The sequence below is a fragment of the Luteibacter aegosomatissinici genome, assembly GCF_023078495.1.
GTDB classification, from domain to species: domain Bacteria; phylum Pseudomonadota; class Gammaproteobacteria; order Xanthomonadales; family Rhodanobacteraceae; genus Luteibacter; species Luteibacter aegosomatissinici.
This window is the reverse complement of the sequence record NZ_CP095742.1, coordinates 4,637,533-4,656,327: the sequence shown is the minus strand read 5'-3', so window position 1 is coordinate 4,656,327 and position 18,795 is coordinate 4,637,533. Positions and strand designations below refer to the sequence as shown.

17 protein-coding genes and 1 pseudogene are annotated in these 18,795 nt (G+C 66.0%); 6 read left to right on the top strand and 12 right to left on the bottom strand.

Annotation, left to right across the window (positions count from 1 at the left end; genetic code table 11):
* Positions 1-72 precede the first annotated feature (72 nt).
* Positions 73-633 carry a DNA-3-methyladenine glycosylase I gene (locus L2Y97_RS20910; RefSeq protein ID WP_247430545.1) on the top strand — a complete coding sequence of 187 codons (561 nt, stop codon included), beginning with the start codon at positions 73-75 and terminating at the stop codon, positions 631-633.
* Here L2Y97_RS20910 and bioC read toward each other — a convergent pair.
* From bioC to bioB, 5 genes are read right to left on the bottom strand one after another with little or no spacing between them, the layout of a single operon-like run.
* Positions 626-1,516 (bottom strand): malonyl-ACP O-methyltransferase BioC, encoded by an 891-nt coding sequence (bioC, locus tag L2Y97_RS20905; protein WP_247430544.1) that lies wholly within the window; start codon positions 1,514-1,516, stop codon positions 626-628. The genes L2Y97_RS20910 and bioC overlap by 8 nt on opposite strands.
* The gene (gene bioH / locus L2Y97_RS20900) at positions 1,513-2,286 is read right to left on the bottom strand and encodes a pimeloyl-ACP methyl ester esterase BioH (protein ID WP_256452062.1); all 774 of its coding nucleotides are present in this window, start codon (positions 2,284-2,286) and stop codon (positions 1,513-1,515) included. Before bioH ends, bioC begins: the two co-directional genes overlap by 4 nt.
* Positions 2,283-3,020 (bottom strand): sulfurtransferase, encoded by a 738-nt coding sequence (locus L2Y97_RS20895; protein ID WP_247436944.1) that lies wholly within the window; start codon positions 3,018-3,020, stop codon positions 2,283-2,285. The genes bioH and L2Y97_RS20895 overlap by 4 nt, the downstream gene beginning before the upstream one ends.
* 29 nt (positions 3,021-3,049) lie before the next feature.
* On the bottom strand, positions 3,050-4,267 hold the full coding sequence (locus tag L2Y97_RS20890; RefSeq protein ID WP_247430542.1) for an aminotransferase class I/II-fold pyridoxal phosphate-dependent enzyme: 1,218 nt from the start codon (positions 4,265-4,267) through the stop codon (positions 3,050-3,052).
* Positions 4,264-5,271: a biotin synthase BioB gene (bioB, locus tag L2Y97_RS20885; protein ID WP_247430540.1), complete on the bottom strand. Its 1,008-nt coding sequence runs from the start codon at positions 5,269-5,271 to the stop codon at positions 4,264-4,266. The genes L2Y97_RS20890 and bioB overlap by 4 nt, the downstream gene beginning before the upstream one ends.
* 136 nt (positions 5,272-5,407) lie before the next feature.
* Here bioB and L2Y97_RS20880 point away from each other — a divergent pair, with 136 nt between their 5' ends.
* From L2Y97_RS20880 to L2Y97_RS20875, 3 genes and pseudogenes are all read left to right on the top strand, one after another.
* Positions 5,408-5,617 (top strand): hypothetical protein, encoded by a 210-nt coding sequence (locus L2Y97_RS20880; protein WP_247430538.1) that lies wholly within the window; start codon positions 5,408-5,410, stop codon positions 5,615-5,617.
* A 116-nt stretch (positions 5,618-5,733) separates the two neighbouring features.
* Positions 5,734-5,865 (top strand): annotated as a pseudogene (locus L2Y97_RS22460) (double zinc ribbon domain-containing protein); the annotation flags it as partial.
* Positions 5,866-5,958: 93 nt separating this feature from the next.
* Positions 5,959-6,456 (top strand): ComF family protein, encoded by a 498-nt coding sequence (locus tag L2Y97_RS20875; RefSeq protein WP_343218407.1) that lies wholly within the window; start codon positions 5,959-5,961, stop codon positions 6,454-6,456.
* Here L2Y97_RS20875 and L2Y97_RS20870 read toward each other — a convergent pair.
* The 3 genes from L2Y97_RS20870 to ubiA all read right to left on the bottom strand — a co-directional run bounded on the left by L2Y97_RS20870 (position 6,437) and on the right by ubiA (position 11,640).
* Positions 6,437-7,951 carry a CehA/McbA family metallohydrolase gene (locus L2Y97_RS20870; RefSeq protein WP_247430534.1) on the bottom strand — a complete coding sequence of 505 codons (1,515 nt, stop codon included), beginning with the start codon at positions 7,949-7,951 and terminating at the stop codon, positions 6,437-6,439. The genes L2Y97_RS20875 and L2Y97_RS20870 overlap by 20 nt on opposite strands.
* Positions 7,951-10,443, bottom strand: a complete 2,493-nt coding sequence (locus L2Y97_RS20865; protein ID WP_247430532.1) for a TonB-dependent receptor — start codon at positions 10,441-10,443, stop codon at positions 7,951-7,953. The genes L2Y97_RS20870 and L2Y97_RS20865 overlap by 1 nt, the downstream gene beginning before the upstream one ends.
* Before the next feature lie 231 nt (positions 10,444-10,674).
* Positions 10,675-11,640 (bottom strand): 4-hydroxybenzoate octaprenyltransferase, encoded by a 966-nt coding sequence (gene ubiA / locus L2Y97_RS20860; protein ID WP_425492801.1) that lies wholly within the window; start codon positions 11,638-11,640, stop codon positions 10,675-10,677.
* Positions 11,641-11,786: 146 nt separating this feature from the next.
* Between ubiA and L2Y97_RS20855 the strand changes: the two genes are divergently transcribed.
* Positions 11,787-14,009, top strand: a complete 2,223-nt coding sequence (locus L2Y97_RS20855; protein WP_247430530.1) for a glycosyltransferase family protein — start codon at positions 11,787-11,789, stop codon at positions 14,007-14,009.
* 46 nt (positions 14,010-14,055) lie between these two features.
* Here L2Y97_RS20855 and L2Y97_RS20850 read toward each other — a convergent pair whose 3' ends face one another.
* Complete coding sequence (locus L2Y97_RS20850) at positions 14,056-14,217, bottom strand: hypothetical protein (RefSeq protein WP_247430528.1); 162 nt, start codon at positions 14,215-14,217, stop codon at positions 14,056-14,058.
* A gap of 168 nt (positions 14,218-14,385) precedes the next feature.
* Here L2Y97_RS20850 and L2Y97_RS20845 point away from each other — a divergent pair, with 168 nt between their 5' ends.
* The gene (locus tag L2Y97_RS20845; protein ID WP_247430526.1) at positions 14,386-14,985 is read left to right on the top strand and encodes a short chain dehydrogenase; all 600 of its coding nucleotides are present in this window, start codon (positions 14,386-14,388) and stop codon (positions 14,983-14,985) included.
* Positions 14,986-15,103: 118 nt separating this feature from the next.
* Here the strand turns inward: L2Y97_RS20845 and ilvN are convergent, their stop codons facing one another.
* The 3 genes from ilvN to ilvC all read right to left on the bottom strand — a co-directional run bounded on the left by ilvN (position 15,104) and on the right by ilvC (position 18,599).
* Positions 15,104-15,583: an acetolactate synthase small subunit gene (gene ilvN, locus L2Y97_RS20840; RefSeq protein WP_247430525.1), complete on the bottom strand. Its 480-nt coding sequence runs from the start codon at positions 15,581-15,583 to the stop codon at positions 15,104-15,106.
* A 2-nt stretch (positions 15,584-15,585) separates the two neighbouring features.
* A complete protein-coding gene (gene ilvB, locus L2Y97_RS20835; RefSeq protein ID WP_247436940.1) occupies positions 15,586-17,379 on the bottom strand; it encodes a biosynthetic-type acetolactate synthase large subunit in 1,794 nt (597 codons plus the stop codon).
* 200 nt (positions 17,380-17,579) lie between these two features.
* Positions 17,580-18,599, bottom strand: a complete 1,020-nt coding sequence (ilvC, locus tag L2Y97_RS20830; protein ID WP_247430523.1) for a ketol-acid reductoisomerase — start codon at positions 18,597-18,599, stop codon at positions 17,580-17,582.
* Positions 18,600-18,795: the final 196 nt, after the last annotated feature.

Here is an 18,795-nt window from a genome sequence, read left to right as displayed (position 1 = left end):
GGGCGCTACGGACAGCATGAACGATGCGCGGTTCCTAACCTAGTCGTTCCTTCCGCGACGACGAGGTGGAACATGCGTTGTTCCTGGGCCGACCACAGCGACATCGAGCGCGAGTGGCACGATAACGAATGGGGCAGGATCGTCCGCGACGATCGCCAGCTTTTCGAACTTCTGGCATTGAAAGGTGCGCAGGCTGGCTTGGCCTGGCGCACGGTACTGGGTAAGCGAGCGGCTTACCGGGAGCTGTTCCATCAGTTCGATATCGAGCGCATCGCGGCCATGGACGACGACGAGCTCGCATCGGTAGCGGTCAACCGCGGCATCATCCGCCACCGGCTCAAGGTGGCCTCGGTACGGGCGAATGCGCGCATCGCGCTGGCCATGGCGAAAAGAGGGGAATCGCTGGCCACGCTGCTGTGGTCGTTCACCCAGGGCGAGCCCGTCATCAACGCGCACGGTGTTCCCGCCGATGTGCCCATGCGTTCGGATCTATCGGATGAAATGAGCGCGGAGTTGCAGCGCCGTGGCTTCCAGTTTGCCGGTACGGCCATCTGCTATGGCGTCATGCAGTCGGCTGGCATGGTTAACGACCACCTTGTGACCTGTGATCGTTACCACCGCGACGTCACGTGAAGGGGTTCCTCCGCCGGGAGCCACGCAGCTTGTCGATGGAGAAGCTGGCGATTTCGCCGCCGCCTTCGCGACGCGACTGGCCTTCCGGCGGGCCCCACGCATGCGCCGTCACCACTTCCCACGTCGAGGGGATGGTGCCTTCCGTCCGCATCGCTTCGTACGCATCGAGCATGCGCTTGTAGTGCTGCTTGCCGGTCAGGCCGCGCAGGCGGCCGGCGTCGGCGTTGTTCGCGCCGAGCCCGCGCAATTCATCCAGCAGGGCGCGCGGGGTGGGGTAGGTAAGCGTGTAGCGTTCGGCGAACAGCACGGGGTCCTTCAAGCCCTGGGCCAGCATGGCATCGCCGACGTCATGCATATCGAGGAAGCGCGCCACGTGGGCGTGCTGGTCGGCGCTTGCCCACGCCGCGCGCAGTTCCTGCAGCGTATCCGGGCCAAACGTGGAGAACGTCAGCAGGCCGCCGGGCTTCAGTACACGCGCGCATTCGGCGAACAGGCGCGAAAGGTCCTCGCACCACTGGAAGCAGAGGTTGGAGAACAACACATCCACGCTGTTATCCGGTACCGGCAGGGTATAGGCATCGGCCTGCACGCGTGTGAACGGTTTCAGCCACCCGGCGTGCTGCTTCGCTTCCTTCAGCATGGGCAGCGCGAGGTCGACGGCGATTACCTGTGCCTTCGGATACTTCTTCTTTAGCGCGGCTGTGCCGCGGCCGGTGCCGGCACCCACATCGAGGACGACCTCCGGGGCCTGCGGGAACACCTCAAGGCGCTCGATGAGCGTGGACTGCACCTCGCGTTGGAGTGCGTCGTGCTTTTCATACGTGCCAGCCGCGCGACCGAAGTTGCGGCGAACCTGGCGGCGGTCGAAGTGGAATTCGCTCATGCGCTGGAACTCGTGAACTGCGTGAGGACACCCGCCAGTTCGGCGGCGTGTCCGATGAAAGGGGCGTGGCCGGCATGCGCCAGTTCCACGAAGCGGCCACCGGCGGCTTCGGCGGACCAACGCATCGCCTCGGGGTGCACAATGCGGTCGCGCCGGCCGGCGATCCAGAGGCTGGGCATGGTCAGTTCATGCAGGCGCGGGCGCAGGTCGGCGTTTTCAAGCAGGCGCAGGCCTTCCATCAGCACGCGCGGATCCGGCTCGCCGCGTTCGTAGGCTTCGGCCATCAGCCGGCGTGTCTCGGTGCGCGGATCCTGGCTGCCCATCGCCTCCAGGGCGATGAAGCGATCCACGGTGGCCTTGTAGTCGGCATCAAGATCGTTGGCGAGTTTGCGCACCATCGCCAGGTCGTTGCCGTGCGGCCAATCGTCCGTGCGCACGAACTTCGGTGTCGAACTGACCGGTATGAGCTGGCGCACTGCATCGGGGAAATCGAGTGCGGCGGTCGTCGCCACAAGGCCGCCCAGCGACCAGCCCAGCCATGCGGCCGGTGGCGTCCCACGGATGATGGCCTCGGCACAGGCGCGTGGCTCGAGCGGGATGGAGGACGTACGCGAATGGCCATGGCCCGGCAGGTCCACCAGGTACATGTCGCAGTGACTGTCCAGCGCATCGGCCAGCGGATGCAGGATGCCGCCGTGCATCGCCCAGCCGTGGATCATCACCAGCGGCACGCTGCCGTGGCCGCGGCGCTCGATGTAAAGATCGCTCACGGTGTATCGCTCGGGGCCAGCGCGGGATCGACCGCGCCACGGCCATCGAACACGAAGCAGTCGCCGCGCCAGTGCGCGCCACCGACTTCCTCGAAGTATTTCAGGATGCCGCCTTCCAACTGGAATACGTGGTCGATGCCGATCTCATTCATATGGATGGCCGCCTTTTCACAGCGGATGCCGCCGGTGCAGAACGAAACGACCGTCTTGCCTTCGAAGCGTGCGCGATCCGCGGCGACGGCGTCGGGGAAGCCGGTGAAACTGGCGAGGCCGTATTCCACGGTGTTCTCGAACGTGCCAGCCGCCACTTCATAATCGTTGCGTGTGTCCAGCAGCACCACTTCGCGGCCCTCGTCGTCGTGGCCCTGGTCCAGCCAGCGGCGCAGATCCACGGGGAGGACGTGCGGCGCGCGGCCCGCTTCGGGGCGGATCGCCGGGGCGCGCATCGTGATGATTTCTTTTTTCAGGCGCACACGCATGCGGCCAAACGGCACGCTCTCCGACCAGCTCTCCTTCGGCGTGATGTCCGCGAAGCGCGCATCCCCGTGCAGCCATTCGATGAAGGCATCCACTGCCTCGCGTGGCGCGGCCAGGAACAGGTTGATGCCTTCGGGCGCCAGCAGGATCGTGCCCTTCAGCGACAGTGCCTCACAGCGCGCCAGGACCCGCTCGCGCAGGGCGGCGAGGTCGTCGAGGGCGACGAACTTGTAGGCGGAAATGTTGAGGATGTTCATGGGCATGGGGCGATGCGCGGGGCCGCCCATTATACGGCGAGGGCCTGCGCCGGCAGGGGGATGCGGCCAAGCGCTTCCAGCAGGGCGTCGATCGGGGCCTCGGTATGCGCGGCCGAGAGGGTGATCCGGAGCCTGGCCCCGCCACGCGGGACGGTCGGGGGGCGGATCGCCACCACCAGGAAGCCGGCCCTCTCCAGCAGCCGTGCCGCGGCCAGCGTGGCCCCGGCATCGCCAAGCAGCACCGGCTGGATAGCGGTGGCGGAGGGCATCAGTGGCAAGCCCAGTTGGGTGGCACCGGCCCTGAACCGGGCGATGTTCGCGGCCAGCCGCTCCCTTCGGCCCTCCGTGTCTTCGCGTACCAGGCGCAGGCCGGCCCGGGTCGCCGCGGCCAGGGCGGCGGGCATGGCGGTGGTGTAGATATAGGGGCGGGCGAACTGGACGATCGCGTCCATCAGGTCGGCATCGCCGGCGACAAAGGCACCAGCGCAGCCCAGCGCCTTGCCGAGCGTGCCCATGAGCACGGGGGCGTCGCTGGCGCCCAGGCCGGCGGCCGCCAGTGATCCCGCGCCATGGGGGCCAAGTACGCCCAGGCCGTGGGCATCGTCCACGTAAAACAGGGCGCCGCGTTCGCGGCACAGGGTGGCGAGCGCGGGCAACGGTGCCACGTCGCCGTCCATGCTGAACACGCCATCGGTGGCGAGCATGGCGGGCAGGTCCGGGCTCGCGGCGAGCTGGCGTGCGGCGCCCTCCACGTCGGCATGCGGGTAGCGGCGCAGCTCGGCACCCGCCAACTGCGCGCCATCGACGAGGCTGGCGTGGTTCAGCTTGTCCTGCACGCAGAGGGCAGTGTCGCGCCCGGGCATCGCGCCGGCACTCAGTAGCGCCTGTAGCGCACCAAGGTTCGCCATCACGCCGGTGGAAAACAGCACGGCGCGCTGGCGGCCCGTCCAGTCGGCCAGTTCTTCTTCGAGCGCCGCGTGCTCGCCGCGGTGGCCGGATACAAGGTGGGCCGCGCCGGTTCCCACGCCCTCCGCCGCGGCCGCGCGGGTGAGCGCAGCCAGTAGTTCGCGATGGCTGGCGAGGCCCAGGTAATCGTTGCCGCAGAAATCGGTGAGCACCTTGCCGCCCACTACGCGCCGACCGCCGGGCAGCACATCGCAGGTGCGCACGCGGCGCAGCAGACCTTCGCGCTCGCGCTGGGCGCGGGCTGCCGCAAGGCGCGCGCGAAGGTCTGGTCGCGTGCTCACGCCGCGTCGGCGGGTTCGATGATGTCCGCGTGCACCGTGCCCGGCTCGATCTCCACTTCCATGGGCTTCAGGCCCAGGCGCTCGAACAGGCGGCGGTCGTGTTCCACATCCGGGTTGCCCGTGGTCAGCAGCTTCTCACCGTAGAAAATGGAGTTCGCGCCGGCGGCGAAGCACAGCGCCTGCAGGGCATCGTCCATGCTCTCGCGGCCGGCTGAAAGGCGCACCACCGAGGCCGGCATGAGGATGCGCGCGACGGCAATGCTGCGCACGAACTCGAACGGATCCAGTGCGTCGGTACCGTGCAGCGGCGTACCGGCGACCTGCACAAGGCGGTTGATCGGTACCGATTCCGGGTGCTCGGGGAGATTGGCCAGCGTCTTCAGCAGGCCCGCACGCTGCGCCCGCGATTCGCCCATGCCCACGATGCCGCCGCAGCAGGTCTTCATGCCAGCCTGGCGTACGTGATCGAGCGTATCCAGGCGGTCCTGGTACTCGCGGGTGTGGATGATCTCGCCGTAGAAATCCGGAGAGGTATCCAGGTTGTGGTTATAGAAGTCGAGGCCGGCCGCTTTCAGCGTATCGGCCTGCGGCTGGCTGAGCATGCCCAGGGTGGCGCAGGTCTGCAGGCCGAGCCCCTTCACCGCGCTCACGATCTCGGCCACCTTGGCCACATCGCGATCCTTCGGCGAGCGCCAGGCGGCGCCCATGCAGAAGCGGCTGGCGCCAGCATCCTTGGCGGCCTGCGCGCGTGCCAGGACGGCCTCCACGCTCATCAGCTTCTCGGCCTTCACGCCCGTGGCGTAGCGCGCCGCCTGCGGGCAGTAGGCGCAATCCTCCGGGCAGCCACCCGTCTTGATCGAGAGCAGGGTGGAAACCTGTACCGCGTTGGGGTCGTGGTACTGGCGGTGGACCGACTGGGCCTGGAATAGCAAGTCATTGAACGGCAAGGCGAACAGGCGTTCTACCTCGTCGGCGGTCCAGTCGTGGCGGAGGGCTGCGGTCATGGAGGGCTCCCGTGGCGAAGGCGCGAAGTGTCGGCGCCCGCCCTGGCACTGTCAACCTTAACGATATGCCTTCAGTTTACCTTTCAGCACCCCCTCGCTGCCGTAGGATGGTTCCGTCCCCCACGGAGTGCTCCCCATGAGTGCAGCAGGCCAAGGCAGTGCAGGTAACGTCATCGCGGCCGTTTGCAGCTTCTTCATTCCCGGCCTGGGCCAACTCGTCCAGGGCCGGGTGTTCAAGGCACTGATCATGTTCGTGCTGGCCGCGCTGCTGTGGATCATCTGGATGGGCTGGCTCATCCACCTGTGGTCGATCGTGGATGCGGCGATGTTCAAGCCGAACACCTGATCTGACACGACGTAAGCAAAAGCCCACACGCTTTTCAGAATCCTTCCATAGAGAAAGGCACGTCCTGATCGCTAACTTGCGCAGCTTCACTTTCTGAAGCTGCGCCGGTCAGGCACATGGATGTTCGCACCACCCTCGCCCACATAGCTCGACTCTTCATGCCGCCGCGTTGCCTCTTGTGCGGAGCGGCGGGTCACGAGGGCATTGAGCTATGTGCACCTTGCGGAGCTTCACTCGAGCGCAACACGTCGCAGTGTCGTCGGTGTGCGCTCCCTTTGGCGCGGACCGCCGATCTGTGCCTGGAGTGCACGAAGGAGACCCGGCCATGGCACAGCATATGGGTGCCCTATCGCTATGCCTGGCCGCTCGACCTGCTCGAAACGCGGTTCAAGTTCGGCGGCAGCCTGGTGGCAGGTAACGTGCTGTCGCGCCAATGGATCGCGGCGGGCGCGCCGCCGCAGTTGCCGGAGCTGATCGTGCCCGTGCCGTTGCACACGGCGCGGCTTAGGGAGCGTGGTTTCAACCAGGCGCTGGAGTTGGTGAGGCCGCTGGCCAGGCACATCCATGTGCCGGTGTGTGCGCGGGTGCTTGAACGAACTCGTCCGACGAATGCCCAGAGTGGCCTCGATGCCGAGCAGCGTGCCGAGAACGTGCGCCGGGCCTTTCGGGTCCGCGACGTTCCTGCCGTCAAGCATGTGGCGGTCGTGGATGATGTGATGACGACGGGCGCAACATTGGCAGCGTGTACGTTGGCGTTACTCGAAGCGGGGGTGGAGCGGGTGGATGTGTGGGCCCTGGCACGGACACCGAAGCCGGATTTCAAGGCGAAGGCTGGTTGAGGTATATCGGGTTGCCGAGGAGGATGAGCTTGCCGGTGGCGTCGCGGATGTCGATGCGGAGCCAATGGGACTTGCCGTCGCTTTTCCAGTCGAGGGAAGCGGTGTTGTCGGCGGCGATGGGGGTGGAGGAGAGGCGCTTGCCGTCCAGGGTCGCGATGGCCCGCATACCGGTGACCGCGGCTGTGGTCACCGCCACGTGCACTTGCCGGCCCTTCGCCACCCTCAGCGCATCGCCCATGTGCGCCTCGGCGCCTGCGTTGGCACCAGCACCCGCCGCCGTGGCGGTTACCTCGAGCATGCGGTCCTTCGTGCCCTCGGTATCCACGAACACATGCCCCGCACGGATGCCGTCGAGAATGCCGTCCATCGAGAGCGCATCGGCACGCACCACGGTGGTCGGCACGCCGATCACCCCGGCGAACTCGTCGCGTGCGCCGTCACTGCCGTCATGGCTGTCGCCGCCGCCGATGCCGGTGATACGCACGCCTGCATTGAGCTGCTTCTCCCAGAACGGAATGCCCGTCTCCGGGCGCTCCGGGTCGCGGCCGTTGATCGCCTCGATGGCCTGGAAACCGTGCATATTCACCGGCTTCGACGGCGTGAAGCCGCAGCCCATGCAGGTTTCGTCGTTCGGACGGCGCGGGTGGTTGATGGAGATGAGTCCGTGCGCCTTCGCGACATCGGCCGTCAGCGCGTTCCAATCCGGCACCGACGGGCTGCCCAGGCGGAAATCCAGTGGCCGCGACACGCCGAACAGGTTGGCGTGGCCTTCGAACGTCGTAATCTCCCGAGCCGGGATCATCAGCATCGTATCGAAGTACGGCTGCAACTCGCGCATCTCCGACACCTGCGACATGGTGTTGTGCTCGGAGATGGCGATGAAGTCCAGCCCGCGTTTCGCGGCCGAAACCACGGTGAGGAACAGCGGGCACGGCACCTTGGCGGTCCCGCTGGCGTTCAGGCAGCCACCGTCGCTGTGCGCGGTATGCATGTGCAGGTCGCCGCGATACCAGCCAGCGGTGGTCTTCAGCGGAGCCGACAACCCATGCTCCGGCCCGAAGCCTTCGTCGTCGTTGGAGAACCACACATCGGCGGTGAACGATGCCGTGGACGTCGGGCGGATATTCGGGATGCCGAGCAACAGGCGCCAACGGCCTGGCCAGATCTCGCCGGGCAGGAACGAGGCCGTGGCATCGGTGGCCGAGACCGTGAAGCGGTGTTTGCTGCCACCGCTCCAGCCGCGGAAGCCATCCTGCTCCGCGAAACCGCCCGGGCCGAGCAGGCCCAGGTCGATGGTGGTGCGTTGTTCCCGACCGGTGTAGCTCACATCGATGGTGATGCGCTTCGTTCCTGCGGGTACCTCAAAAGGCACCTCGCGGTACGTGTGGTTGTCCTTGCCGGTCAGCTCACCACGCAGCACGACATCGGGCGCACGCTCGGCCGCCACGGTGCTGGCGGCAAAGCAGGCAAGCAGGAGTGCGGTCAGGGCGCGCATCAGAAGCGGTACATCGCGGCGGCCCGGAACGAGCGGCCGAGCAGCGGCCGGGCGATGAACGTGGTCGCGCCCACATCGGAACTGGCCAACTCACCCGCGCGCGGGTTGCCTTCGGTCAGGCCCAGGGAGTTGAACAGGTTATCCGCATAGAAATACAGCGAAAGCTGCTGGGTGGCATCGTAGCGGGCGCTGAAGTTCACCACGTGGTAGGCCGGCAGGCGCACCGAGTTGGCCGTGTCGACGTAGCGCTGCCCTTCGTGCTCGTACGAGAACTGCAGGCGCAGGCGGTTATCCATCAGGTTCACCCCCGGGACAATGCGGTAGCTCACCTTGGGTACGCGGATAAGCTGGTTGTCCTCATAGTCGCGCAACACGGGGGCGTTGTTAACCACCTCCGTATAGCGCAGGCCCTTGTACTTCGGGTCCTGCAGGGTGGCGTTGAACTGCACGTCGAACCACTGGGTGGGGTAGATCGTGCCTTCCAGCTCCAGGCCAAAGGTCTTGGTGTCGGCGTAACCCGTCTGCGGGGTCGAGGTATTGGTGTTGCGATCGAACACGTAGTTCGAGAAGCCCACGTTGTTGTACTTGGTGTAGAACAGCGTCGCGTACGTATCCACGAAGCGATCGCTGTACTTCCAGCCGGCCTCGCCAAGGTCCATGGTCTGCAACACAGGCGTGGCGGTGGGGCTTGTGATGTAGGTGCTGAGGTTGGGCAGGCGGAACGCCGAGGTCCAACGGGCGAATACACCCTGGCGCGGCGAGAACTGCCAGTTGGCACCGAGGGTCCAGCCGGTCTTGTCGAAGCTCTGGTCGTAGTGGGTGTACTGGCCGTTACCCGTCAGCACCTTCATGGCGGCCGGCGAGCCACCCAGGTTCACCGTGGCCTTGCCCTCGGTGTAGCCCTGCACGTTCACCTTCTCCCAGCGTGCGCCGCCATCGATGCGCAGCTCCGGGGTCACCTGCCACTCATCAGAGAGGTAGAAGGCATTGGTGTTGGACTTGCCGCTGGCATGCTCCCATTCGTAGCCATAGCCGTAGAAGCCATGGTCCGTGAGCGAGCCCACGACGTTGCCGTTCGCATCCACGCCGACCAGGTCGAGCAGGCGCGCGTTGTCGCGCACATCCATCAGCACCGTGGAGGAATAGCGATCGAAATCCTGCTCGAAGTTGGCGTGGTAATAGCCCAGCGTCACGTCGTGGCTCTGGTCGCCGAATTCGAACTTACGGAGCACGCGGGTATCGTTGATGAACTCATCGACCGGCAGGGTGACGCCGCGAATACCGCCGGTGACGACCAGGCCATTGCCGTTCTGGCCATTCACATTGAACACCTGCGCCGGGTTATCGACATAGCGCAGCTGCAGTGCCGTGGCACCGGGCACGAGGCCAAGGCGGTTGGCCGTGTCCTGCTGGATCAGCGTGGCACCCGTCTGCACGGCGTTGGGGAATACACCGTTACGCTGCGTATCGGTGGTGCTGTAGCGCATGGACTCGGCGAGCTTCCAGTCATCGCCCAGGTCGTGGTCGAACTTGAACGACACCTGCGTGCGCTTCACGTGGGTGCCTTCGCTGTTATCGAAGTGATACGTGCCACCTCCGGCTTCGCGCATGTCCAGATTCTGCGTCTCCGGACCGGCGAGGGTGCCGTAATTGCCATTGAAGCCCGGGGCGGGGCGGATATCGCCGTGCGGATCGGTGTACATCGGGATGCCGAGGTACAGGGCGACCTTGTCGTCCATGTGCTTCACATCGAAGCTGATGTCGCCGTGCTCAAGCTGCTTCGACAGCGTGGCCCGCAGCTGCCCGCCCTTGTCCGCGTCGAACTGCGGACGGCGCACGCCATCATCCACGCGCCAGAACCCGCCGACACCCAGCTTCCAGCCACCGCCGATCGGCGTGCCGTACCAGAAGTCCAGGCGGTTGAGCGAATAGTTACCTACCGTGTACTTCACCAGCCCTTCGGCGGTGTCGCCCACCTGGCGCGGGATGAAGTTGATCGCGCCTGCGGGTGCGTTGGAATAGAACACCGACGACGGACCACCACGGACCACTTCGACGCGCTCGATCGTTTCATCCAGGCGGAAGGCCTGGTCGGCGTTGAGGTAGCCCAGCGCAGGGTCGTGCTGCACGGGGATGCCATCTTCCAGCAGTGTGACCGAGCCATAGCCATCCACGGGTATGCCACGAGCACGGATATTGCCGGAGGCTTCGCCGCCGGAGGATTCGACCCAGAAGCCGGGCACCGACTTCACCGCCTCGGTGACACTCGTCGGCGCCTGCATGCGCAGGCGGTCCTCGTCGATGGTCGTGATCGAGTAGCTCGTTTCGGCCTTGGTACGGCTCTCCACGCCCGAGCGGGCGGTGACCACCACGTTATCCAGGTCGGTGGCCTTCTTCTCGGGTGCCGCATCCTGGGCATGGGCGGCGGCGGAAAGCACGAACGCGCCGACGATCGCCGCGCGCAGCGCACGGCAGAGCAGGGTGTTACGCATGGGGGTAGAACTCCGGGGATGGGCTTGCACATGCCCACCCCGGCGCCGGCAGGGGTTTGCCAGCACGCCGGCCTCTCCCTGGGCACGCGATCCCAAGCAACTTATGCGTCAGTAGTGACGGACAAGTTCATGCGCGATGACCGCGAGATGTCACGATGACAGCAAAGTTTTCCGAACCATGACGAACGTGATGTCCATCACGAGATCGCGCGTGACCTCGCGATGCTCTTCCTACAGCGCCAGTGCCACCACGATCCCGACCCAAAGCGCCAACCCCACCCAGTTGTTATGCCGAAACGCCGCCAGGCAAGCCGCTCGTGCCCGCTCGCGCATGATCCACTGCTGGTAGCCAAACAAGCCCGCGGTAATCACGAGCCCCAGCCAGTAGGGCCAGCCCAGCGCCGCGCGCGTTCCCACCAGCAGCATCGCCAGCAGGAACGTACCCATCAGCACGCCAATGATCACCAGGTCCGCGTCGGCAAACAGGATGGCGGTCGATTTCGCACCTGCCTTCAGGTCTTCCTCGCGATCGACCATGGCGTACTCGGTGTCGTAGATCACCGACCACAGGATGTTCGCGATGAACAGCAGCCAGGCCACGGGCGGCACCGTGTTGGTTACCGCGGCAAAGGCCATGGGGATGGACCAGCCGAACGCCGCACCCAGCACGACCTGGGGCAGGTTGGTGTAGCGCTTGGTGAAGGGGTAGAGCGCCGCCAGCCCCGCCCCCGCAAAGGAAAGCAGGATGGTGAGCTTGTTGGTGAACAGCACCAGCACGAAGGAGAACACCAGCAGCGCGGCGAAGGTGATCAGCGCCTCGCGCGGGGTGACCCGGCCGCTGGCGATCGGACGCCCGGCAGTGCGGCTCACCTGGGGATCGAGCTTGCGGTCGGCGTAATCGTTGATGGCACAACCCGCCGAGCGCATGGCGAACACGCCCAGGGTGAAGATCACCAGCGGTCCCACCGGGGGGAAATCCTTCGCCGCCAGCCATAGCGCCCACCAGGTTGGCCACAACAGCAGGAGTGCGCCGATGGGACGGTCCATGCGGGTGAGCTGGAGGAATGCGTAGATGCGCTCCCGGCGCGCGGCCGGCGCGCTGCGCAGCAGGAACGCGATGACGCGCTCGGCGGTGGTCGATGCATCGGCCGGGCGCACGGGTGCCGGGGCGGGCGCGGTGACGGGCTTGCGCGCCATGGTAGGCACCTTGCGGCGCGTGGTGGGCTTCTTCGGGGCAGGGCTCATGGGCACCAGTCTAACCGGGCGGCCGCGCATGCCACAGGGCCGCCGCGCCGTCGGTTGCCTTAGACTCGCGCATTCCCTTGCGATGGCCCGCGCGCACCTTGACTACGGAAAAGATCCCCCACCGACGCCTGCTCCTCGTGCTGACGGCGGCGTGGCTCGTGTTGAATTTCAACGTGCTGGTGCGGGGCAAGGTGCTGCCCTGGGACGCCATCTACCAGTTCTACCCCACGGTGTACTTCAACGCCCATAGCCTGCGCACCGGGCTGGCGCCCTGGTGGAATCCGTATATCTACGGTGGGTTCGCGCAGCTGGGCGATCCCCAGGGCATGCTGTTCTCGCCCCTGCTCATGGCCTGGATGCTCATCCCGCCGGACCCGGGTGGCGTGTGGTTCTCGTGGGGTGTGCTGCTTCACGTGCTGATGGGCGGTGCCGCGATGCTCGGCGTATTGCGCCGCCACGGCGCGAACGCGCTGGGCACGCTGCTCGGCGCCATCGTGTACATGGCTGGCGGCGTGGCCGCCTCGCGGCTGGAACACGTGCCCATCGTCATCGCCTATGCCTATGTGCCCGTGGTGCTCCTGGCATTGCGCCGCGTGCTTGAGCTCCCGGGCATCGCGCGCGGCGGCCTGCTGGGGCTGGCCGCGGGCGCGATGGTGACGCAGCTCACGCAGGTCACCTACCTGTTCGTGCTGGTCCTGCTTGGCTACGCCGCGGTTGCCGTGGGAACCGCCTGGCGCGTGCTGGGTGGCCGTGAGCGTAAGCGCGTGGCCCTGAGCCTCGGTGCGGCCGTGGCGATCGCGTTGCTGATCGGCTTGCCCCAGCTCCTCTTCAGCTGGGCCACCATGCAACTGTCCAATCGCGCCAGCATGGCGCTGGCGCTTGCCGACGGTGGTTCGCTCGATCCTCGCGCGTTCCTGTTTTTCCTCAACCCCAACGCGTACGGTGGGTTCACGGATTTCACGCACGCCGTGATCGACCCGGTGCAGTCGTTCCTCTATATCGGCGTGGTGCCGACGCTGGTGCTCACCGGTCTGGTGCGCGCGTGGAAGACGCCGCGCCGACGACGGGGGATCGTGTGCTTTGCCGTGCTGGCGGGGCTTGCCATGGTGTACATGGTCGGCACGCGCACGCCGGTGTATGCGTGGCTCTATGCCTGGTTGCCCGGGCTGACGCACTTCCGCCGCCCTTCGGATGCGGCCTACGTGCTTAACTTTGCCCTGGCATTCCTGGTGGCGGCCGGTGCGACCCAGGTGAACCTACGCTCGCGCCGGGAGATGGCATGGCTGGCCGCCCTGGCGTTGCTCTGGCTCGCCGTCCTCGGCATCGCTTCGCGCTTCGCGCCGCATGGTGCACCGGGTATCGCCGTTATCGTTGGCGCCGTCGTACTGTGGCAAGTGTTTCGCCCGGGCGGTGAGTGGCGCGTCGTGCTGCTTCTCGTGGTGCTGCTGGTGGCGGATTACCGCAGCTATAACTTCAATGGCCGGTTCAACGCGTCGTACAACGACGCGAGGCACTACCAGCGCGATGCGGCTGCACGCTATCTCGTCGAAAATCTCGGCGCCCACGAGCGCATCGCCGTGGAGCACACCTCGGCCGCCTGGGACAACATGGGCATGGTGTCCGGCATTCGCTCCACCCAGGGTTACAACCCCTTGCGCGATGCCCTGTACGAAGCGTGGTATCGACCCCGCGAGAACATCAACGTGACCAGCGATGCCGCGCCCTACAACGCGCCGCCGGACGCGCGCCTGGATGACTTGCTTGGCGTGCGTTACCTCGCCATCGGGCACGGCGATGCGCCTGCGACCTACGCGCCGCCGCCGGATTACATCAAGGTTGGCTCCTTCCCCTACGTCGACCTGTGGCGAAATGACGGCGCTTATGCGCGCTTCCTGCAGCCCGCGGAGGTGCATTGGATGAAGGTCGGGGAATCACCCGCCATCGAGGCATTCAACCAGACGGATTTCGCGCAATCGGTCTGGCTCACGCCTCGCGACGACGAGGATCGCGCCGTGGCCCGTGCAGGCGCGGACACCTGCGGTGGGCGTCTGGACGCGGAGGTGACCGGTGCGACGTACTCTCGCGTGGACGTGGCGGTCCACTCTGCGCAAGGCGGATGGCTCGTCGCGGGCGACGTGGACCACCCCGGTTGGGTCGCGGCGCTCGACGGTGCGCCCTTACCCATCCACCGCGCCAACGGCATGTTCCGCGCGGTGTGCGTGCCATCGGGCGATCATCGGCTCACGTTCGCGTTCAGCCCTATGCATCTGTTGCAACACGCGTGGAAGCATCGGAGAGACACGCGGGCACCTGGTTCCTGAGCGCATCCGAGATGATAAGGGGCGCCTATCGACGCCCCCTGGGTGCTTATTTCGGTTCCAATGGCTCGATGGGATCGTCGTCTTCCGGAGGCTCCGGGTCGGCATCGCGCTCAGGGCGGTAGCTGCCGGGCTGGCGGATCTCATCTTCCGGGCGATTCTTGCCGGGTTCCGCGAACGGCGGTTGGGGGTTGGTGGGGGTGTAGGGCATGTGGCGTGCTCCACTCGGCTGCGTTCGATGCCAAGCTAGGCGCGCGGGAGTGAAGTCTTCGGATACGCCCCATGAAGCATCGATCGACTTTGCAACCCTGTCGTCGCGCGCAAGTTCATGCGCCTGGGCGTACCCTCCACCGTTGGTAGTCATTAGGGAGACACGGATATGAAGGTTCTTGTCGTTGGCGCCAGCGGCACGCTCGGTAAAGCGGTCGTGGCCGAGCTAGGGCAGCGCCACGAGATCATCCGCGCCGGCAGGAGCGGTGGTGATGTGAAGGTCGATCTGCGCGATGCGGCGAGTGTCAGTGCCATGTACGACGCGGTGGGTGACCTGGACGCCGTGGTCTGCGCGGCTGGCAAGGTGCCGTTCGCGCCGCTGGGCGAGCTGACCGAGGCGAAGTACCTCGAAGGTCTGAACGATAAACTGCTCGGGCAGGTGCGCCTGGTACAGGTCGGCATGCACACGCTGCGCGACCGCGGGTCATTCACGCTGATCACCGGCATCCTCACGGAGCAGCCGATCCTCTCCGGCGCCTGCGCCAGCATGGCCAACGGAGCCGTCGAGGCCTACGTGCGCGCGGCTGCGATCGAATTGCCGCGTGGGCTGCGCATCAACGTGGTGAGTCCCAACGTGCTGACCGAAGCCATGCACGCGTATGGGCCGTACTTCCGCGGGTTCGAGCCGGTGACGGCGGCGCGCGCGGCGCTGGCGTTCTCACGATCGGTCGAAGGACTGCAAACGGGGCAGGTTTACAAGGTCTGGTAACGCCGCGCGGTCTATGCCGCGTGACACCAGACTCTGTGTAGGGGCGCGCTTGCGCGCGATCGGGTGTGCTGCAAGATCCCATCGCGCGCAAGCGCGCTGCCACACAAGGGCAGCGTGGTTACGCGGTAACCAGGGGGCGTTCTATGGCGGCGATGCCGCTACGCGCATGATCGGCTACGTCGCCCGCCGCGTGTAGCGCATCGAGGAACGCATCCACTTCGTCGGCGCGGCCGGTGTATTCCACGACGGACTGGGCGCCTTCGCGCTGGAGCAGGCGCCCGCCGAAACGGCCAAGGCATGTGTCGACCGCATCACCCGGCGCTTCAACACGAGCCACCACGAGCTCGCGCTCCACGTGTTCCTTGCGGGTGAGTTCACCGATCTCGATCACATCCACCAGCTTGGCGGATTGCTTGATGATCTGCTCCACCGTGGCGTCATCGCCGAACACCACGAGGGTGAGGCGCGAGACATCCTCGTCATGCGTGGCGGCCACGGTCAGCGATTCGATGTTGTATCCGCGCGAGGCGAACAGGCCCGCCACGCGGGCCAGTGCACCGGCCTCGTTTTGCAGCAGGATGGAAACCGTGTGGCGCATGATCAGAACATCCCCGTCGGCTGGCCGGTGGGCGCGATGGGTGCGCTGCGGCTGGCGATCCAGTCGCCCGTGATCATTTCGGCATACGTGGCACCGGGCCCGACCATGGGGTACACGCCGGCATCCGGGTCGATCACCACCTCAAGGAACGCTGGGCCCTTGAACGCGAGGAAATCCTCGATCACGGCCGGAATGTCGGCGGGGTTCTCGAGGCGCTGCGCCCACTCGAATCCATCCGCCTGGGCCGCGCGAACGAAATCCTTCTTGTGCAAGCTCTTGTCGGATGCGGCGAACCGGCCTTTGAAGAACAGCTTCTGCCACTGGCGGACCATGCCGTCACCGCTGTTGTTCAGGACCACGACCTTCACGGGCAGGCCATAGGTCGTGACGGTCTCCAGCTCGCCGATGTTCATGCGGATGCTGGCGTCGCCATCGATGTCGATCACGGTGAGGTCAGGGCGGGCGAGCTGCGCACCGATCGCTGCCGGCAAGCCGAAGCCCATGGTGCCCATGGAGCCGGAGGTGAGCCAATGGCGTGGCTCGCGAAAATCGAAATACTGTGCCGCCCACATCTGATGCTGGCCGACGCCCGTGCTGATGATCGCGTGGCCGTTGGTGATGCGATTGATCGCCTCGATGACGGCGCAGGGCTGGATGGCACCGCTATCGCGGCAGAAGTTCATGGCGTGCGTGCGCTTCAGTCCGGCGACATGCGCGTGCCACGCCGAGAGATCCTTGCGGAAGCCCTTGCGCGCACCGTAGGCGAGCAGGCGGTCCAGTGTCGTATCCAGCGAGCCAACGTGGTGCCAGTCCACCGCCTTGACCTTGCCGATCTCGGCGGGATCGATGTCGACCTGGGCGATGGCCCTGGCCTTGGGTGCGAATTTGGCGGGCACGCCCACGACGCGATCGTCGAAACGCGCACCGAGGGCAAACACGAAATCACAATCGTCCATCGCGTAATTCGCATACGCGGCACCGTGCATGCCGAGCATATGCAACGCGAGTGGGTCGGTGGTATCAAAGCCGCCGATACCCATCAGCGTGGTTACCACGGGGATGCCGAAGGCATGCGCGAACTCGCGCAGCGGGCCTGCTGCGCCTGCGGCGACGATGCCGCCACCGGCGTAGATCAGGGGGCGTTCGGCTTGTGCGAGTTGGGCAAAGAACTCGGCGCAGTGTGCATCGGTCAGCGTCGCCGACTCCACGGCATGCAGGCGCGAGCGGTAGCCACGCACGGGCAACTCGCGGCTGCCTTCGAACGTGAGCGGCGCGTTCTGCACATCCTTTGGGATATCGATGACCACCGGGCCGGGCCGGCCGCTGCGCGCAATGTGGAAGGCGGTGCGCAGCGTGGCCTCCAGCGTCGAGGCGTCGGTAACCAGGAACACGTGTTTCGCGCACGAACCCATGATCTGGCTGATCGGTGCTTCCTGGAACGCGTCCGTGCCAATCGCGCCCGTGGGCACCTGACCCGAGATGACGACCAGCGGGATGGAGTCCGCCATGGAATCGCGCACCGGCGTGACGGCGTTGGTGGCACCGGGGCCCGAAGTGACCAGGGCCACGCCAACACGGCCGGAGGCGCGAGCGTACCCGGCGGCCATGAAGCACGCGCCTTGTTCATTGGCGGGAACGATCAGGGGCAGCGGCTCGCTGCCATCGTCCCGCACGTGGTCGGCGTTGAAACGGAATACCGCGTCGTACACCGGAAGGATGGCGCCACCGGAATAACCAAAAAGGACATCGAGGCCTTCGTCGGCAAGTACCTGCACGACGATATCGGCGCCGGTCATGGCGCGCCCGGCCAGGGGGTGCTTCGAGGTGGTTCGGCTAATGTCGCCGACGGTATCCAGTTGCGCGTTCACGTGGGTTTCCTTTGTTCCTGTGGTGTAGGAGCCCACCCTGTGGGCGACATCATTTCGCGAGACGGCTCCAGGCATGGAGATGTCGCGTAAGAGGTCGCGCACAGGGTGCGCTCCTGCCGTTGGCGGGCTTAGGCGCTCTTTGCGGCTTCCTCGGCGGGCTTGGGCTGGTTGGCCGCGAGCCAGGGCATGCGGGCACGAAGCTGCGCGCCGACCTTCTCGATCGGGTGCTCCAGGTCGCGCTGCTTGAACGCCTTGTAGTTCGGCAGGCCGGCCTTGTACTCGGCCGTCCACTCGCGCGCGAAGGTGCCGTCCTGGATATCCTTCAGCACGGCCTTCATGCGCTCCTTGGTTCCTTCATCCACCACACGCGGGCCACGGGTGTAATCGCCGTACTGCGCCGTCTCGGAGATGAACTCGAGCATGCGGGCGATGCCACCTTCGTAGAACAGATCCACGATCAGCTTCAGCTCGTGCATCACTTCGTAGTAAGCGATCTCCGGGCGGTAACCCGCTTCGACCAGGGTCTCGAAGCCCTTGATCACGAGCTCCGAGGCGCCACCACACAGCACGGCCTGTTCGCCGAACAGATCGGTCTCGGTTTCTTCCTTGAAGTCGGTTTCGATCAGCATGGCGCGGGCGCCACCGATGCCGGCTGCGTACGCCGTGGCGCGCTCGGTCGCGTGGCCGGTGGCATCCTGGTGCACGGCATACAGGCAAGGCACGCCGCGGCCGATCTCATACTCGCGGCGCACCAACGCGCCCGGGCCCTTCGGTGCGACCAGCACCACGTCAATATCCGCACGCGGGGCGATCTGGCCGAAGTGCACGTTGAAGCCGTGGGCGAACAGCAGTGTGGCGCCGGGCTTGATGTTCGGTTCGATCGATTCCTTGTAGATGGCCGGCTGGGTCATGTCCGGCGTGAGCACGGCGACCAGGTCGGCGCCACGCACCGCATCACCCGGTTCAGCGACCGCGAAGCCATCCACGTAGGCGCGGTTCCACGAGGGGCCACCCGGGCGCAGGCCCACGACCACGTCGAGGCCGGAGTCCTTCAGGTTCAGCGCGTGCGCACGGCCCTGGCTACCGTAGCCGAGCACGGCGATACGGGCGTTCTGCAGCGGTGCGGTAGTAGCTTGCTTCTCGGTCATGTCAGTTCCTCGGGTAAATAGGTAGGTGTAGGAGCGCACCCTGTGCGCGACGCCGTTCGCCGGGGAGGCGCAGGTCCTGCTGCGATATCGCGAAAGATGTCGCCCACAAGGTGAGCTCCTACAAAAGCGGTATCAGGAAGATGTGGGAACGTGCTTGCGCGTGACCAGGGATTCAGGGCCCGGTGCGCGCGCAAGC

What these genes read in the sequence shown, in the direction of transcription:
- L2Y97_RS20910 (WP_247430545.1), top strand. Translation starts at nt 73, where the DNA reads ATGCGTTGTTCCTGGGCCGACCACAGCGACATCGAGCGCGAGTGGCAC.
- ilvN (WP_247430525.1), bottom strand. Translation starts at nt 15,583, where the DNA reads ATGCGCCACACGGTTTCCATCCTGCTGCAAAACGAGGCCGGTGCACTG.
- L2Y97_RS20850 (WP_247430528.1), bottom strand. Translation starts at nt 14,217, where the DNA reads ATGCCCTACACCCCCACCAACCCCCAACCGCCGTTCGCGGAACCCGGC.
- L2Y97_RS20845 (WP_247430526.1), top strand. Translation starts at nt 14,386, where the DNA reads ATGAAGGTTCTTGTCGTTGGCGCCAGCGGCACGCTCGGTAAAGCGGTC.
- ilvC (WP_247430523.1), bottom strand. Translation starts at nt 18,599, where the DNA reads ATGACCGAGAAGCAAGCTACTACCGCACCGCTGCAGAACGCCCGTATC.
- L2Y97_RS20895 (WP_247436944.1), bottom strand. Translation starts at nt 3,020, where the DNA reads ATGAACATCCTCAACATTTCCGCCTACAAGTTCGTCGCCCTCGACGAC.
- L2Y97_RS20880 (WP_247430538.1), top strand. Translation starts at nt 5,408, where the DNA reads ATGAGTGCAGCAGGCCAAGGCAGTGCAGGTAACGTCATCGCGGCCGTT.
- L2Y97_RS20870 (WP_247430534.1), bottom strand. Translation starts at nt 7,951, where the DNA reads ATGCGCGCCCTGACCGCACTCCTGCTTGCCTGCTTTGCCGCCAGCACC.
- bioB (WP_247430540.1), bottom strand. Translation starts at nt 5,271, where the DNA reads ATGACCGCAGCCCTCCGCCACGACTGGACCGCCGACGAGGTAGAACGC.
- ilvB (WP_247436940.1), bottom strand. Translation starts at nt 17,379, where the DNA reads ATGACCGGCGCCGATATCGTCGTGCAGGTACTTGCCGACGAAGGCCTC.
- bioC (WP_247430544.1), bottom strand. Translation starts at nt 1,516, where the DNA reads ATGAGCGAATTCCACTTCGACCGCCGCCAGGTTCGCCGCAACTTCGGT.
- ubiA (WP_425492801.1), bottom strand. Translation starts at nt 11,640, where the DNA reads ATGGCGCGCAAGCCCGTCACCGCGCCCGCCCCGGCACCCGTGCGCCCG.
- L2Y97_RS20865 (WP_247430532.1), bottom strand. Translation starts at nt 10,443, where the DNA reads ATGCGTAACACCCTGCTCTGCCGTGCGCTGCGCGCGGCGATCGTCGGC.